Here is a 17392-nt window from a genome sequence, read left to right on the forward strand (position 1 = left end):
TGAAAAAACCTTATCTTTTAAGTCGTCAAGGCAAACACATTTGGCGCGCTAAATTAACTCTAAGGAATGGAATCAATTCACCTACCTGAGGAAAAGTTGAATGAACTTGCTCAAAAGGCTAGTGAGCGGATGATCAATGCGTCTGATCTCGATGCAAATGCACCTGTTAGCGGTGAAGTCTTAAAAGCTTTCTCCTCACACAACCAAATCAATAAGTTCTTAATCTTCCAGGTGTTTCAAGTTTGGGATATGCAAATCAACAAACTGAAACATCCTTATTTCAATTTGGAAAACGAGGATATCCAGGAAACCCTGAATACCCTGAAAAGTCAGATCTCACAGCATATAGAAATCTCGGCAGGAGATTTCCGTCCTATGCTGGAAAGAGCTGCCTACAATAATTTGAAGCTCATCTTTAATCCTAAAGAAGCTTTCGGCAATTTCTTTTTTATCAATCAGGACAGTATTTCTCTGGACCTGTATAAAAAGTATTCGCAATTCTTCTCTGATCTCGATTTCGTAGTTAATAGCATCCTAAGGTTTTATGAAAAGAATGAATTAGCCGAAATTGATAAAGAAGGTTTCTTTGAAAAGATGGACAAAGTACTCGACATCTTTAATAAGAAGAGCGACGAATCTTTTGCAGCTTATCGTGCAAATATCTTCCAGAAAATCACGGGAGAGTCTATTGACTCCGTAATGGAAGAAATCACCAAAGCAAAGCAGGAAGAGGAAGATGCAAAGCTCGCGGCTGAACAAGAAGAGAGAAAGAAAGAGGAAGAAGAAGCCCGTAAGAAGGCGGAAGAGGAAGAAAGACTAAGAGCTGAAGAAGAGGCAAAACGTCAAGCCGAAGAAGAAGCCCGCAGAAAGGCTGAAGAAGAAGAGGCTCGTAAAAAAGCTGAAGAGGAAGAAGCTCGCAGAAAAGCGGAAGAAGAAGTCAGAATTAAGGCTGAGGAGGAAGCTCGTAAAAAAGCCGAAGAGGAAGAGGCCCGCAGAAAGGCTGAAGAAGAAGCCAAAAAGAAAGAAGTTAGTTTCTTTGATGAAATAGATAGCAAATCTGATAACGTATTTGACCTCGATTTTGATGATGCCCTTTCTTCTTCTGAGGAAAGTATCATTGAAAAAGTAGAAGAGGTTAAAGAAGTGGTAGATAAAAGCAGGATTCCTGATCCTGAGCCTATCGAAGAACCAGCAGCTCCTATTGAACTCAAAAACCTGGCTGAAGAAGTAGTTGCAAAGCCGGTTGATGAATTCATGGAAATGGCTGAGAACATGGAACCTAAGGCAGAAGAAGCTGCCCCTGAAGCTCCAGTTATTGAGCCTGAGCCAACTCCAGAACCTGAACCAGTAGCAGAAACGAAAAAAGATACCGTTAGCTTCCTGGATCGCTTTCTGAGTAAGGAGAAGAAAAATGGAGCCGCTGAAGTTCCGACTCCGGTAGCTGAAACGGTTGAGAAACCTACCTCAGTTTTAGATAAACTGAATGAAAAAGCAAAAACAGTAGGAGAAACCATCAACCAAAAAGAAGATGGTCCCAAGCAGGTGCTTGACAACCTGAATGGAAATAATACGATCAAACTCGACGAGATTCCGATTCACAAACAGTATCAGTATGTACAGAAAGTGTTTGAAGGAAATAATGTGCGTTTCCGCATCATCGTTGACAAGATCAACAACTCAAAAGACAAAACAGAAGTTGAGGATATCCTCAACAAGTTTGTCCTGAGTAATAATAATTTAGATCACAATGATTCAGCAGTAGGTGAGTTTATCACCCTGTTAAGAAATCGCTTCTAGGGTTCATATATTTCCCTCAGAACAAAACGAATTTAGGATGGTCAGGTACGTGCTTCACGTGCCTGATTTTTTTTGTGTATTCTTCTTACAAACATTGGTGAATGTGCGCTTGCATTAACAAGCATTAGAGGATTGGAATCCTCACATGCAAAGAGCACCCTGCTTACTTAGCTCGCTTTACCAGTTAAACTCGATATTCAGCACGCGATCAAAGAAAGACTCGAGGGCCGGCAGGTCCTGATTGAGCCTGTGAAGTTCTACTCCCACAAATACCTGATTGGTCTGGCCATTCGTAAATAAGCTTTTTGCAATAATAGTTGGTGGCCCAACCCAGCCACTCACAGCGAGTAATTCTCCTTCAAACATCGCATTCGCCGGATCTTTAGGGTAAAAGGCATCTACCCCTGCAATAAATCCACTTGCTACCAGGGTATCATATTCTGCAAAAGCTGCGGTTGGGAAAACCTTGGCATCTCGGGCTATCCGAGCCTGTCCGCTTGAGCTTGAGAGGCTATCCATAGGCGTAAAGGCAAATACCAGAGAACTCCCTTTTTGTGCAGGATCATTAAAAGATACAGGAAGTCGAGCGGACATCAGCAGTTTCCCTCCATCATTTAAATACGTCTGAATTTGGTTTGCTGATATTTCCATCAGCAATTGCTGACTTTGTAGCAAATTATCATCTCCATCTGAATACCAGAATACTTTGTCGTATTCACTCAGGATAAAACCAAAGGTAGGTGCCCAGAAAGGGGGGATTTCAGTTTGCAGGTCCAGATAGTCATATCCGGGATAAACCTGATCTAAAATTGGGAAATAAACCGTATTCGCGGCATTGGCACCATGTGCATCTATCACCAGCAAGTCGCTATTTCTTTTACGAAGGCTAAATTCTTTGGTAGAATCAAGTTCACTGAAAGAACCAGAAATGTCCCGATTCCTTAAATAAAGTCGATTAGGTCCCCCGACATTTACTCCATCAATCAACTTTTCCTGAAGCCTGGCATCCAAACCTGTAAATACTTTGGCTTGTTGCACTCCTTCCTGATCAGAGTTTACCGGAACAAAAGTGAGGAAATTTATATTCCGATCCACTGCATACCAGGGACCATTATTTAAGCGGATAAAGCTACTATCCAGAGTTTCAAAACCATCCAGATCGTCCACAGTATAAAAGATGGACCAGACTGAATAGACAACATCCGGAATTACATTTATCGTATCCAGCAATGCTGTAGGAGGAGTATTCTTGATCGGAACCCTGAGAAATGCAGGTTCAGGATCCATATCACCTTTGTCATCTATAGCCCGCACATAAAAATCAATATCCGTAGTATCGCTACCCAGTGGAATATCAAATCGAAACGTACTGTCTGTTCTTGCTGTGGGAGACCAACTTTGATTGTCAAATGAAAGTTCATAGCCTGTCACATACCCGTCCTGATCCTCCCCGATCCAATGAAGTTTAACTACACTGTTGAGTCGATCATCTCCTTCTAGTTTGATTTCATCCAGAAAGATTTTCGTGTCCGGTGCCATATTTTCAAAAGGAGTTCCTTCCTCACAGGCAAAAAGGACAATGGGTAATAATATCAGCAGGATTCGTTTCATCAGCAGGCTAAAAGCTTTGAAAAGAAAAGACAGGCACCGGATTTGAACAAGCGGTGCCTGTTTTATTCAGATTAATTCTGTACTACAATTCTATGACGGCTAATGATATAGCCTTCCGTTTCTACCAGCATAACATAGGTTCCATTGCTCAGAGAGCTAGTCTCCACTTGCAACTCACCTTCTATGCCGTTCAGCTCTTTAACTACAAGCGTTCTACCCATCAAATCCATCATTCTCACTCTACCTTCAACAAATTGTGGGAAGCTGTATGCAACTGTAAACTGACCTCTGTTCGGGTTAGGATAAGCAATCACTTCACTTCCGGCAAGCTCATCAGCGATAGAGTTTACAACTCCATTTGGGCAATTAGCTCCACGGAAATTGATGGCATCACTATTATTTCTAGGCAATAGTTTATTGTTGCCAAAGCTATAGTACATGATTCCAACCAGACTGCTTAGCGTATCTCCTGCGGTTACTACACAAGGATCAACAGTCATTACTCCAGAATTCGTGGCCCAGCTACTATCATTTATTATAGAGAAAGAAAGTGAGCTAAAAGCACTTCCCGTTACACGTCCTGACAGCACACGAGCTCCATCGATCGTAAGATCACTACTTCCTACACGATATTCGGCAAAGTTATTATTAGGACCATCTGAATTGGTTTCAACAACATAGATATCCGATCCTTCTGTTGGGTTAGCCAATTCGAGGAGCATACCTTCATATTGCTCCGTGGTCGCAAAATCATACATAGTGAATAAATCCGGATCAACCTTTACCGGATCTGGAACTGCTGCACCGCTTTTTTCAAGGGTAAAAGTGGTTACAACCATCCAGGTCATACCAAAGTTTTCCTGAATCTGACCGGTAACCGTGATGCTGTCCCCTCTTGAAAGAGTACTGAGGTTAGCATTTTGTACCAAAGGAAGACCTGCCCAGGCAGCTTCTCCTGGCTGTTGGATATATACAAATCCCAGGTCATTAGGTTGAGCAGATGCCGTAATCACACCGGATACGGTTACTTCCAATCCAGCATAACCGGAATTTCCATTTTCAAAGGGAGTAAACTGAACATTCTTAATGCTTGTTCCGTTATCGCTTACTGCGAAAAAGAAAGGACCATTAGCAGCTGCAGGAGGGCTATTGGAAACTAGGCTGCTATCATCCGTTGCGGAAATATAGTACTGAACAATATCTCCATCGCTAAATGCAGTGTTTGGAATTGCAGCGGAATAGGTATTACCATTGGCTGTCATCGGAACGGAAAGGAAATTGGATGAGCTTCCTCCTACTGCATAGAAGAGTTCGGCAGAGGTAACTTCCCCATCCGGATCCTCAATTGAAGCAAATACATTCACATCCTCACTAGCTGTAGGAGTAATGGGGTTTCTCGTTTCATTGGTAATGAAAGGAGGAGATACGCCTACTACATAGTCTTCAGACTTGAAAGGATAAACTTCATATCCACGACCTCCTGCTCCTGTACATCCATTAGCAGAATGGGCAACTACCCCTCTGATCGTATCAAATACTGCATTGGGCGGAGGAGGGACAAAAGTACCGCCATTGGCTGGGAGGCGTGAGGCAAGGAAACGGTCAGAAATATTTACGAGGTTTCCGTTTTCGTCAGAACAAATCAAACTTACACGGTTTCCTCCACTGAAAAAGCTTCTGGAATCCACACGAAGATTGGTCAATTCCACATAAGCACCTTCCCATTGTTCACCTGTCTCCAACTGATTGGTTTGGGTATCGTCATTCAGGTCCGCTACAGAAATAGGCGTAATCTGAACTTCACGGCCCTGGTCAACCAGGTCAATATTTATGGGTGTTATTTCACTCTCATTCCCAAAACGGATGATTACTCCGGTTACTGCTACCGAGTCTCCGGCACGTAAGTCAAGTACATCAATACCTGGGACGGGAGTAGGTACCCCTGTAGTAAAAAGGTCAATTCCGGAGAAAGGCCCACTACCACTTTGGAGCCAAATATTTCTTCCACCCGTAATTTGAGCATTATTTACCTCTGGTCCACCCGGATTTTGAGGATCAGCAACAAGGGCGTCCATAACTACCGTAGCAAATACCACAACGGTATCACCGTCGGAAGGGGAAAGGTCATTACAAGCAGCCAGATCCTGAGGCGGAACCGTCTGAATCTGCTGAATAGTCAGCGTATCATATTGCGCCTGTAGCGAGAAAGTCGCTAACATAGCAATTAGTAATAAAGTAAGCTTTCTAGTCATGTATAAAAGGTTAAGGTTTATTTTATAATTACAAATTTGCCTCGTTTCTTCTGATCTGTCTCTTTATCAACTACTACAAAGAGGTAGAGCCCTCTTGCAATGATCTGATTGTCTGCAGATAAAAGATCCCAGGCATGTTCTCCTCCCGAGAATTCCGTTTCTTCAGGATTGGAATAGGTGTCATGCCAGCGCGTATCCGAACCATCATAGCTTTCGTCATGCTGAATTACATCTATAAGGTCTCCGGACAAAGAGTAGATACGGATTTCAGATTTTGCGGGGAGGTTGGCGAATATGATCTTACGATCTTCCTCAAAAGTACTTGCACCTTCCCAATCTGCACGGGCATAATAAGGATTGGGATAAACGAAAGGATCGCCAAAAGCGAAATTGTCATTGGCTGGCTTTCCTGCAAACACTCGTTTCAGATTTGATAGAGGCGCAGATTCCAAAGATTGGAGATTATTGATCTCATCTCCACTGTCATAGGCCGTAAGGGACACAACATGCTGCCAGCCATTCGCAATATTCTTAAAGGTATATTTATAGGTATACTGTACTGTGTCGCCCTCAAAGGTCTGGGGATCGTCCAGTCTTATGCCTTCAAATCCTGTATCAAATGAGATTTCATTTGCAGGGATATCCCATTCACCAGTCAAATTCAAGGCTTGTATGAGGTCCTGGGTATTCTGCACATCAAAACCAACAGCCGTTTTATATAGTCGATAGCCTTCAAAATCAAGTTCTTTGGATATCGGATCGACAGAGGCTTCCGAATTGTCAGACCAGTAAACATCTATTTCATTGTCCCGGGAAACTACACGGGTAAAGGGTCTATCAGGAGGAGTGGGCAGAATAAAGCGGGTAATCTTCCCATCACCATCTCTGTCTTCTCCAGGATCAAGGATACAATTTCCATTTGCATCCTCTCCATCATAAGCTGTTTGTGCCCAACCCGCATTCTGAATCAGATTTGCTTTTTGTTCCGGTGTATCATCTGCCGCAGGTCTTCCATCGAATACGCGCTTTGCACAAACGATCGCAAAAGCAATCTCTATACTTTCACCAGGATTCAGGCGCGTATAAGGCCCAACTGAAATCAGGTTTGATCGGTTATTAGCACTTTTGATCTGAGTCGGGATATCCCCATTTGCCCAGCCATTCAGGAAATTTACTCCACTGGTCATTTTCCCATACTTCTGTAGGTCATTATTGGGGAAAAAGTAGAGCGGGTCAGCAGAATTACGGAATTGCCAGGTATTGAAATGGGTTTTGAAATTGGGATTGTTGATACAGAGTCCATTGAGTTCAGAACCCAAATACTTGGTTGCTACATAGCTATCAGTAAATCCAATATCTCCTATCGCATCAAACTCATATCCCATATTCAGAGAGTCTATAAATCCATTCCCCCCTTTATTAAAGAATGCGGTTCCTCCGGGAGGAGTAATATTTACATTCCTGATTACTCCATCCATCCAGTAACCGATGTAGACAGAATCTATGGTGCGATTGCTTACATTGGTGATATTGAAATTCAGGATAACAAAGAAATTGGCGAAGCTGAAATTCCAGTTCAATGCGGTAAAGTCAACCGTCACACCTAGAGGAGTAAGGTGATCTATAATTTCAATATTTCCTCCTCCGGTAAATACAGAAGTAGCTGTATCGGCGAAAGTGGAAACAAAATCCTGATGTGAAATAGCATTGGGAGTAAAGAAAGGACTATCGAAAAGCGTGGATCTTTCTCTTAGGGGACTTTTGGAAGAAAATTCAAATCCTCTTTTTCCAGTGGAAAAACCCGTCGCATCATCAATTGCGCCGGAACTTACCGCTACCTGTCCATTGACTATACCTCCTATCCAGAGGCCCCCATCAAATACATGCTCGATTCCAGAATTTGCGGGAAATTCGCAGGAGGGAAATCCTTCAACATTAAAGCTCCCACTAAAACTGTTGCCAATGATCCCAAGATTATTGATCGTGGTAGCAATATTGGCTGCAGAGGTAACTTTTTCCTCAAAAACATCAGGTTCCTGAGCAAAAAGTCGGAAGCTGAGCGCCATCAAAAAGCAAAGCAAGTACAAGTGTTTCATTCGGAGGGCTAAATTACGTAATTGGATTGGGAGGAATATAACCTTAGCGTGAAATTCGAGTATTTTTTGACACAAATTCTCGCAAATTAAACAATTCTCCTTATGTGATGGGCAAATATTATTTAATGTTGGAACTTTAATACAGCTTATGCGTTATCTAATCTGAATAATGATTACCAGATTCAAGGCTTTTATCTTATTTTTGCCTTGTATTCAGAACCAGAAATAAATTATATATATATGTACCCTCCAGAACTAACTGCCCCTATGGCAGCAGAACTAGAAAATGCGGGTTTCACTTCTTTGAAGTCAGTAGAAGAAGTTGATCAAGTACTGAACAATCAGGAAGGAACTACTTTGCTGATGGTGAATTCTGTTTGCGGCTGTGCCGCAGGTAGCGCACGCCCAGGCGTTATTCATGCTTTGCAAAATGAAGCCAAGCCGGATAATGTAGTAACTGTATTTGCAGGAGTAGACTTTGATGCGACTAAAAGAGCGCGTGAATACTTGCTCCCTTATCCTCCTTCTTCTCCTGCAGTTGCTTTATTCAAAGATGGACAGCTTGTACATATGATCGAGCGTCATCATATTGAAGGAAGACCCGCTCCCCTGATCGCTGCGAATTTGCTTGCAGCTTTCGATGAGTACTGTAAATAATCGTCAGCAGTAGATATTCTACTGCTAAACTATAACATTGGATGTCTTGTCCCTTCGGGCTCGGCATCCAATGTTGTTTTTTGGATAAATCTCTATCGGAGTTTTTATCCAGCAAATTTTTTACAATTTTTAAGTACAGATTCATCTGTAATTAATAAAATCACTAACCATATTTTAACCGAAGCTACTCATGGCTGAAACCTACATACTCGCGCTTGACCAGGGAACTACCAGCTCCCGGGCCATTCTTTTTGACAAAAGCTCAAATATCGCTGGCGTCGCTCAGCAAGAATTTACCCAGTTCTTCCCCAAACCCGGTTGGGTAGAGCATGATCCCATGGAAATCCTCAATTCTCAATTGACGGTTGCCCGCCAGGTGATCAAGGACAAAGGAATTTCAGCCAGTCAAATTGAAGCGATCGGTATCACCAATCAAAGAGAAACTACCATAGTCTGGGACAAAAGCAGTGGCAAGCCTGTCTATAATGCGATTGTCTGGCAAGACAGAAGAACAGCTTCCATTTGTGATGACATGAGCAAAAGAGGTCTTACTGACTATGTGAGAGCTGCCACCGGTTTGGTTATTGATGCTTATTTCTCAGGTACCAAAGTTAAATGGATCCTGGATTATCTGGCTGTGGAAAATCCGGATGTTAAAACCGGGGACCTTCTCTTTGGAACCGTTGATAGCTGGTTGATCTGGAACCTTACAGGAGGAGAAGTGCATGCGACCGATTACTCCAATGCTTCCCGTACCCTGCTCTATAATATCAAAGAGCTCAAATGGGATGAGAAGATGATGAATGAATTGGAGGTTCCAGCTAATATGCTCCCGGATGTGCGGGATTGTAGCGGAGACTTTGGTAGTACACGGGCAGATATCTTTGATGGGGTTTCTATTCCAATTCGCGGAGTTGCAGGCGACCAGCAAGCGGCTCTCTTTGGACAGGCATGCGTAGAGCCCGGTATGAGCAAGAATACCTATGGAACCGGTTGTTTCATGTTGATGAATACCGGAGAGAAATACCTGGCCTCTAAAAATGGTTTGTTGACTACCCTATGCTGGGGGAAAGGGGGGAAAGTAAATTATGCCCTTGAAGGAAGTATCTTTATCGCAGGTGCTGCTATACAGTGGTTACGTGATGGACTCAAAATCATCGATTCTGCTCCGGATTCTGAATACTTTGCAGGAAAACAGGAAGATAATGAAGGGGTTTATGTAGTTCCAGCTTTTGCCGGACTGGGAGCTCCTTATTGGGATATGTATGCGCGAGGAGCCATCTTTGGGCTGACCCGTGGTACAGGTAGGAGCCATATCATTCGTGCCACTCTGGAGTCTTTGGCCTACCAAACCCGAGATGTACTGGATGCCATGGAAGAGGATGCAGGACGCACGCTAAAAACCCTTCGCGTAGACGGAGGAGCTTCTGCCAACAATATCCTTATGCAATTTCAATCAGATATTTTGGACACTCCAGTTGAGCGACCTCAGGTAATTGAAACTACTGCTTTGGGAGCAGCTTATCTGGCAGGTTTGGCTGTAGGTTATTATAGCGAATCTGATCTTGCCGATAAGTGGTTACTCGACCAACGCTTTGAACCAAACATGGACAGAGCCGAACGCAAAAAGAAATATGCTAAATGGCAGGATGCTGTGAAGCGTACCATGAAGTGGGAAGAAGAATAAAGCTTCCTTTTTTTATGAAGGAGAATCCGGAGGGAATTATTTCCTCCGGATTTTTTATTAAAAGAAGAAGGCAATAAAAAACACAAAGCATGAAAAAATCGCTCCTTTTGGTCCCTGCATTTTTTCTATGGAATACTGGGAGAAAATTACTCTATTAGGTAAAAGTAGAAGCTATATGCTAAAGACCTTCGCCAAACGATTACTAAAAGGAATCCTAATAGCGATCTGCATTCCGGTTCTGTATTTTCTGACGGCTTTGATCTGTTCGAACATAGAAGTGGGAGAGCATATGGAGACCAGCGACGCTTTTGTTTACCTCAATACCAATGGGGTCCACCTGGATCTTATTATACCTAAAGAATACCTGAGTTCAACATTATCGCAAGGCCTGAAAGGAGCTGGTTCTACCGCTTACTACTCTTTTGGATGGGGAGATAGAGATTTCTACCTGAATACACCGGAGTGGAAAGACCTAAAGTTTGGTACCGCCTTTTCCGCCATGTTTCTCAAAAGTCCCACCCTCATGCATGTGAGCCGTTACCGAAATAGCTACAGCGACTGGGCAAAAATCCATCTCAGCACAGAACAACTGGATAAACTCAATACCTACATCCTGGAGAGTTTTGCACAAAAGGAATCCGGAGAAAAAATACTCCTGGAAGGAAAAGGCTATTCCTGGAATGATGATTTCTATGAAGCCCGGGGAAATTACTCTTGCTTCAACACCTGCAATTCCTGGGTAAATGCGGCGCTAAAACAGAGTGGAAACAGGGCGTGTTTATGGACACCTTTTGATTTTAGTCTCATGGAAATACATCAATCCAGAGATTGAAACCCTTCTGAAATTCTTTTCGTAAGGAAAAGTTCATGCACATAACTTCATGCCTGCATAAGGGCGAATTTCATCCCATTTTTTGTGAAGATTTTTTATTTCATACTGAACTAAGTCCCGATCTTTATCTGGCAGCCGTCATGGATGGTTGTTCGATGGGGAAGGACAGTCAATTTGCTTCCCTCCTTTTCGCAAAAATCCTCAAAAAAGTATCCAAAGAAATAGGTTATCGTGAATTTGCTGGTGATATTCCGCCCTTTTCAAGCTGGGAATTAGCAGATTTGGGAAAGGAATTTTTACAAGAGATTTGGAAGAATCTGAAGGCTTTATCTCAAAGCCTTTACCTGGATACCCTCGAATTACTTAGTACCCTCAATCTCGCGCTGCTAAATCGGAATCATTCAGAGGTCTGGCTTATCCTTATTGGAGATGGCTTTATTGCAGCAGATGACCAGATCATAGAAGTAGACCAAAACAATCGGCCCGATTATTTGGCTTATCACCTGAAAGAAGATTTTACACAGTGGTTTTCTCAACAAAAAGCCATCTATGAATTGACTGATATCCAGCAACTCATCCTTGCAACAGATGGGGTAGATAGCTTTGAGAAATTGAATCCAGCCAAAGAAGAAGTTGCCTTTGAGCCTGCCTCCTTTTTTCTACTTGAGCCTTCTTATGATAATCTTGCCCACCCTTTTGCCAAAAAGCTGGAGGTATTGAAAGAAGAACATGGACTAATCGCAACAGATGATATTGGACTCATTCGGATAAAATGGTAAAGGAATATGCGCATAGATCCTCATATCTAATACTCATTTTCAGGAATCATACCAACATCCAAATATGGCATTTTCCTTTAGCCTAGTATATATAACGAAATCAAGAAATTTCCCACTATCCTTAATTATCAGGCAAAAAATGTGTAGCTTCATATAATCTTCCCAATTTATATGCGTATAACCTAAGGATACGCACAAAACAAAAGACATTAAGACCTAGCGATAAGAAGGACAGTCCTTAGGGACTAAGCCTGAGTTTTAGCCATTGTTCTTTGAGCAATGGCTTTTTTCATGCAGCTTAATTCTACTACCCTTCGTTATCTGTAAAAAGCCCGAAGCATGAAATCATTTTTTATTCGCCTGAGTTTTTTATTGCTAATTCTATCTCTCTTCTTTTCCTGCGAAACAGATCCCCTGGAAGAGATCACTGGCACTTTTAATACGAACTATAACGAAAGCCTTGAGAAATGGGAAAGTTTACGATCGGCGGAAGGAAACTCCTATTTTTATATTGCCCGACAGCCATTTGGTTTTAACTTTTTCACCTCTACAAAAATCACGGTTAGAGAGGGAGAAGTAGTCGAAAGATCTTGCAACTTTTTTTCGATTAACGAGCAAGATCAAATGGTACTTGATAGTTCATATCTTGAAACAGGAGCTGAGCTCGGCACGAATCCTCAGGGATCAGCAATAAGGAATATGGATGAAATATATAATACCTGCGCTGAGACCTATCTCTTTGCAGATCCTAATCGCTATGAAATTGTTTTCGAAACTTTTGAAAATGGCATTTTGAAAGAATGTGGCTTTACGTACACCCAATGTCGGAATGAGTGTTTTCAGGGAGTCATGCTGACAGAATTTGAGTGGTTGTAAAGCAAATGCATCCATTTTGAAAGATTGAGCGTCTAAGGCTTTAAATACTACGCTATGAAACCCTTAGACCCAAAAACCTACGTCAAACTTCTCAACGTCCTTTTATTTATTACTGGACTTACTTTTATCACCACCTGGCTTCCTTTTCTGAGAAGCATCATGGATGGCGCTTCTTATCAATGGGGAGCTGAATTCTTCGGGACCATGTATTCAGGCAAAGGGCTCTCCGGAGACTTTCCGTACGTCTGCATTAATTTCATCCTGGGAATGGCACTTCTGTATTCGATTTTTTGGATTAAAAATCGAAATATTTTCTATGGCCTGGCTATTGTATGGTTTGGCAGCATGATCGGCAATGCCTTCTTTCATGTTGCCTCCGGAGAAGGGTATGAATTTCATGGAGATACCCTGGGTATCCATGTCGATCTCGTTTATTTCATTATCCCTTTTCTCAGTATAATGGGAATTTTTGTGGGGTATATGATCTTACAGGATCGAAAACAGCAACTCCATTTTCAGTGGGGAAAGAAAAACAGGATGTGGGGTCTGATTCTCGCGGGATTGGTTCCCATTCAGGCCATTTTACTGGCTACGGGTGAAGCCCATGGAACAACAGATCAAATCGGAGTGATACTTGCCATCGCACAGATCTTTCTCCTGAATCGAGTATTCAAAGGATATGAGGAAGAGAATGCCATGAAAGCAGAATTTGCCTAAGCTTAAAAACAGAAAAGCCCTGCAGAAATCTGCAGGGCTTTTCCAATAGTTTATCTTATTTCGATATTCCAAGCAATACCATATCAAAAGGAGTATCTAGTTCTACTTTCCCTTCACTAACTTTTACCCTTTCCCCTGAATAATAGTCTTTCAATTCAGTGCCATCCTCAAACAGATCGAAGGTAGAGATACTTTTCGCTCCGGCTTCCTGATCCATAGCTACCAGCACTTGGTCTCCATTATTTGCCAGGCTTCTTTTGAAGATATAGGGACTGGCTTGCAATTGCTCATGTTTACCTGCTCCGACTGCTCTGTGATCATGGCGAAACTGCCCAAGTTTTTGCCAGTGAGCCAGAAGTTTTTGTGTTTCTTCATCCTTTTCCAGATCTCCCCAATTCATATAGGAACGGAGTTTTGCATCTCCTTCTGCACCTGCAGCATTGAGATCGCGCCCACTTTCGTCCCCATAATAAATCTGAACGGCTCCAGGACTCAACAACAATTTGGTTCCGGCTTCATAAGTTCTTTTTCTTTCCTGATCAAAAGGAGCTCCATCATCATGGGAACTTAGGTAATTGAGCAAACTTACGCCATCCAGGGGTCCACCATTAAGAGATTTGTCGTATTTGGAGAAAATTTCTTCTAATGATTTATTCGCATCATTTTTAAAGGAAAAATTGATGAGGGCATCGAAACCAGATTCATAGAAATCCACCTTTTGGTCTCCATAATCAAAGTCTCTTCCGCCTTCCATAAAGTAATTATAGACTTCACCCATCATGTAGAAATCCTGGTCTTCCAGTTTGAGATCTCCTTGTTCAGCTTTCCATTCAGCAAAAGCCATTTCACACTCCTTTTTCAATTCATCCCAAATGCCAGCCTCTGTATGCTTGGCGGTGTCTATCCGAAATCCATCGATACCATATTTTCTCACCCAATCTCTGATCCATTTAATCAGGTAATATCGGGGAGCTCTGGGGAATGAGGTTCTTGTAAAGAAAGCATCCAGTTTGGCTTCTTCTGCTTCCAGTCTTCCTTCTGACTCCCATTTCGCTTTCAAAACGGGAGGAAGCTCTACGGCCTCATCAGATTCGGTGAGGATATCTGGCAAATTATCAACCAGGGTACATTCAACCGTAGTTTCATAACTGGTATAGGTACAGGTCGGATCTTCGCGAGTCCATTCTGCAGGCCATCCCGGATCTGTATCGGTAACTGGTCCGATATGGTTCATCACGATATCCATCAATACCCGGATGCCATGCGCATGAGCCGTTTCGATCATTTCCTTAAACTCTGCTTCTGTCCCAAAATTGGGATCCAGCATGGTCCAGTCTCTTGCCCAGTAGCCATGAAAGGCGTAGGTTTTTCCGGTACCTTCATCTGTATATCCTCTGACCTGATCGATTACCGGAGTCATCCAGATTGCGTCTACGCCCAGATCTGTAAAGTATCCAGCTTTGATTTTCTCGGTGATTCCCTTGAGGTCTCCCCCTTTGAAACCGCGCAAAACCGCTGCATCGTCTTTCCTTCCATAGGATTGATCATTGGAGGGATTACCATTGGAAAATCTGTCGGTCAGCAGGAAATAGATACTTGCATTCTTCCAGAAAGGATCGACACCGCTTTGCTCCATGCTTTCAGATGGAGGCTCTTTAGCAGTCGTCTGGGTATCAGCCGGACTTTTGCAGGCTTCCATACTCAGGAAAAGAATCAGAAAAAGGGATATGTATCTGAACATGAGATTAGATTAGGTTGATGCGTAAAGAAAATTTCTTCCCGATTTAGAGGGAAAATGCTAGCAGTATCAAGCAAATCAATGGGAATTAGACCAAATATAAGAGATCGTGAATTTATTCCGATCGAAAATTGCCAATAATTTCTAAAACGCCTTCTCTAAAGAAAGCGAAAATGATGGTCCAAACGATAATACTGGTACCTATATAGGTAATTATCCGACGAGGTTTTTCTTTAAAAGCTACTGAAATGGCAACACTAACCATAGGAGAAAGGACGGGAGCGAGTGCTGCTGTACCCAGAAGTCCATATTTTTTCCAGAATTTAATGGTACGTCTTATCCTTTTGAAATTGACAGCTTTATTTCGCCTAAAGGTCTTCTGAATCCAGGCTCGGATGGCTCCTCCGAAATAGGTATAAACCACTACACTGGACAAGGCACCTCCTCCAACAGAAGCCATGATATCCCAGAAAGTCAAATCGGCCTGAGGAATCGCAGCTAAAGCCGCCAGCGCAAATTTCACAAAAGCTAATCCAAACAATCCCATCAGCTTGGGTAACTTCTCGCTAATTCCCGCATCCAACAGTAAAATGTAAGCGAAGGTCTGGGTTCCTGTAAGTGTTGAAAGCATCTTTGTTTTTAACGTGTTCTGGGGTTCTTGTGTTTTCGTGATCAGGCAAATTTTGAATTTACGAGAACCCTGGAACACTAGCGCACGAGAACACTTCTCTTATTTTTCTCCAAAAGCCAAATCTCCTGCATCTCCCAGACCGGGAACGATATAGGATTTGGCGGTTAATTCTTTATCTACAGCTGCAATATAAATTCGAGCTTTGGGGATATGTCGCTGGACATAAGCGATTCCTTCTTCACTTCCAACTACCCCTGCTATAAAAACTCTCTCCGGTGTCCCGGCTTCCAGCAGGCTTTTATAACTCAGGACAATACTTTGGCCGGTAGCTATCATAGGATCTATCAACACCAGGTCGCGGCCATCCAAAGCGGGCACAGCCATGTATTCTACCTTAACGACAAAATCATTTCCGGCAGTATGTTGGCGAAAGGCTGAAATAAATCCATTGTCCGCTCTATCGAATAATTTCAGAAAGCCATCGTGGAGTGGCACCCCTGCCCGTAAAATAGAAACCAATACAGGTTGTTGAGAGGGGAGATTCATATCCAATTGCCCCAAAGGCGTAGTAACTTCCTGACTCTCATAGCTCAATTCTTTGCTGATCTCATAGGCCAGAATACTTCCTGTGCGTTGCAGATTGGTACGAAAGCGCATGCGATCCAATTGAATCTCATGATCTCTCATTTCATACAAAATCTGATTCAGAACAGAATTGCCGGTACTCAGGATATTAACTTGTGCAGCCATTTTGCCCATAAAGGTAAATTATTTTTGTAGAGCTGTAAATAGGGAACAGGCTTGCTCCCAAATTTTCTAAAGAATTGTTCTATCCCTGCTATCATCGAACCCTCAAAATCGAAAGTGTGTATTCCCTCTTCCTTCCCTTTTAGTATACTCTCCCACATCAAATAGGTCATAGCTCCACTTGATTGAGCTTTGGGATACTGAGCACCAATAAGGTAATACATCTTATCATTCAAGTGAGCAAAAAAGCCAGATGCCAGGGGCGTATTTTCTGCATCATAAACGGTATGGATATATCCCTGATTTGAGGTTTCCAGATAGCTATGAAGTTTTCGGACTAAAGGCAAGATTCGTGGATCCCCTCCACTCAGATCGTTCCCTGCATCCAGATTCTGCTGAAACAATATTTCCAATTGACCAAAATCCTGCTTCCATCTGATCTCCAATCCGTGTTTTTTCGCCTTTCTGATCTGGCGTTTGTGGCTGGATTCAAGATTTACTTCCAACTGCTCCAGGTCTTTTGTCAAATCCAGCTGGTAGGTAAATCGTGTTTTTAACTCAAAACCATGCCAATGAAAAGGCAGGGCATAGGGAAAATCCGGAGCAAGATTGAAATCGAACAACTCAATTTCCTCGATTTCCGCACAAATTCTTTCTATGATCTTGCCTTGCTTACTCAGTTTTTGATAGGATTTCAAGTCTGAGTCTTCAAAAAATACTCCCCAATGCTGAGTCAATGGAGCTTGAGGCATAAAACGAAAGGGCCCTTTTTTATTTATAATAAAAGGCATAAGGGCTTTCCATTCTCCCTTTTCCTCAACAATAAAAGCCTCCCAATCCTCCCTAAGGGTCGAAATATATCCATGCAAAGCATAAATGGCTGCCTGAGGAGAACTTTTTATGAAAGCATCCCATTTTTCAGCTTCAATCTGAGAAGCCTTAAAACGATGTAGGAGAATTTCTGCCATTTCC

The 17392-nt window shown here is 42.5% G+C and carries 14 protein-coding genes; 7 read left to right on the plus strand and 7 right to left on the minus strand.

Features of this window, described 5'->3' with window-relative positions; all coding sequences use genetic code 11:
- The first annotated feature begins 66 nt into the window (after positions 1-66).
- Positions 67-1797, plus strand: coding sequence for a hypothetical protein (locus R8P61_22045; GenBank protein ID MDW3649769.1), 1731 nt, complete (start codon positions 67-69; stop codon positions 1795-1797).
- Between the two features lie 177 nt (positions 1798-1974).
- Here R8P61_22045 and R8P61_22050 read toward each other — a convergent pair whose 3' ends face one another.
- From R8P61_22050 to R8P61_22060, 3 genes are all read right to left on the minus strand, one after another.
- On the minus strand, positions 1975-3408 hold the full coding sequence (locus R8P61_22050) for a hypothetical protein (GenBank protein ID MDW3649770.1): 1434 nt from the start codon (positions 3406-3408) through the stop codon (positions 1975-1977).
- A gap of 71 nt (positions 3409-3479) precedes the next feature.
- Positions 3480-5660: a T9SS type A sorting domain-containing protein gene (locus R8P61_22055; GenBank protein ID MDW3649771.1), complete on the minus strand. Its 2181-nt coding sequence runs from the start codon at positions 5658-5660 to the stop codon at positions 3480-3482.
- Positions 5661-5677: 17 nt separating this feature from the next.
- Positions 5678-7756, minus strand: a complete 2079-nt coding sequence (locus tag R8P61_22060; GenBank protein ID MDW3649772.1) for a hypothetical protein — start codon at positions 7754-7756, stop codon at positions 5678-5680.
- A gap of 240 nt (positions 7757-7996) precedes the next feature.
- Here R8P61_22060 and R8P61_22065 point away from each other — a divergent pair, with 240 nt between their 5' ends.
- The 6 genes from R8P61_22065 to R8P61_22090 all read left to right on the plus strand — a co-directional run bounded on the left by R8P61_22065 (position 7997) and on the right by R8P61_22090 (position 13304).
- Positions 7997-8413 carry a BrxA/BrxB family bacilliredoxin gene (locus tag R8P61_22065; GenBank protein ID MDW3649773.1) on the plus strand — a complete coding sequence of 139 codons (417 nt, stop codon included), beginning with the start codon at positions 7997-7999 and terminating at the stop codon, positions 8411-8413.
- A 190-nt stretch (positions 8414-8603) separates the two neighbouring features.
- On the plus strand, positions 8604-10100 hold the full coding sequence (gene glpK, locus R8P61_22070; protein MDW3649774.1) for a glycerol kinase GlpK: 1497 nt from the start codon (positions 8604-8606) through the stop codon (positions 10098-10100).
- Positions 10101-10275: 175 nt separating this feature from the next.
- Entirely contained in the window at positions 10276-10932 is a 657-nt protein-coding gene (locus tag R8P61_22075) for a TIGR02117 family protein (GenBank protein ID MDW3649775.1), read from the plus strand.
- Positions 10933-10967: 35 nt separating this feature from the next.
- Positions 10968-11711 (plus strand): protein phosphatase 2C domain-containing protein, encoded by a 744-nt coding sequence (locus R8P61_22080; GenBank protein ID MDW3649776.1) that lies wholly within the window; start codon positions 10968-10970, stop codon positions 11709-11711.
- A gap of 339 nt (positions 11712-12050) precedes the next feature.
- The gene (locus R8P61_22085; protein ID MDW3649777.1) at positions 12051-12587 is read left to right on the plus strand and encodes a hypothetical protein; all 537 of its coding nucleotides are present in this window, start codon (positions 12051-12053) and stop codon (positions 12585-12587) included.
- 54 nt (positions 12588-12641) lie between these two features.
- A complete protein-coding gene (locus tag R8P61_22090) occupies positions 12642-13304 on the plus strand; it encodes a hypothetical protein (protein ID MDW3649778.1) in 663 nt (220 codons plus the stop codon).
- A 55-nt stretch (positions 13305-13359) separates the two neighbouring features.
- Here the strand turns inward: R8P61_22090 and R8P61_22095 are convergent, their stop codons facing one another.
- The 4 genes from R8P61_22095 to R8P61_22110 form a co-directional block, all read right to left on the minus strand.
- Positions 13360-15045: an alpha-amylase family glycosyl hydrolase gene (locus R8P61_22095; GenBank protein ID MDW3649779.1), complete on the minus strand. Its 1686-nt coding sequence runs from the start codon at positions 15043-15045 to the stop codon at positions 13360-13362.
- Positions 15046-15157: 112 nt separating this feature from the next.
- On the minus strand, positions 15158-15673 hold the full coding sequence (locus tag R8P61_22100) for a hypothetical protein (protein ID MDW3649780.1): 516 nt from the start codon (positions 15671-15673) through the stop codon (positions 15158-15160).
- A gap of 99 nt (positions 15674-15772) precedes the next feature.
- Positions 15773-16423, minus strand: coding sequence for a uracil phosphoribosyltransferase (gene upp, locus R8P61_22105; protein MDW3649781.1), 651 nt, complete (start codon positions 16421-16423; stop codon positions 15773-15775).
- Positions 16399-17388: a GNAT family N-acetyltransferase gene (locus R8P61_22110; GenBank protein ID MDW3649782.1), complete on the minus strand. Its 990-nt coding sequence runs from the start codon at positions 17386-17388 to the stop codon at positions 16399-16401. The genes upp and R8P61_22110 overlap by 25 nt, the downstream gene beginning before the upstream one ends.
- Between the last annotated feature and the right edge of the window lie 4 nt (positions 17389-17392).

The organism is Bacteroidia bacterium, from assembly GCA_033391075.1.
In the GTDB taxonomy this organism is placed as follows: domain Bacteria; phylum Bacteroidota; class Bacteroidia; order J057; family J057; genus JAWPMV01.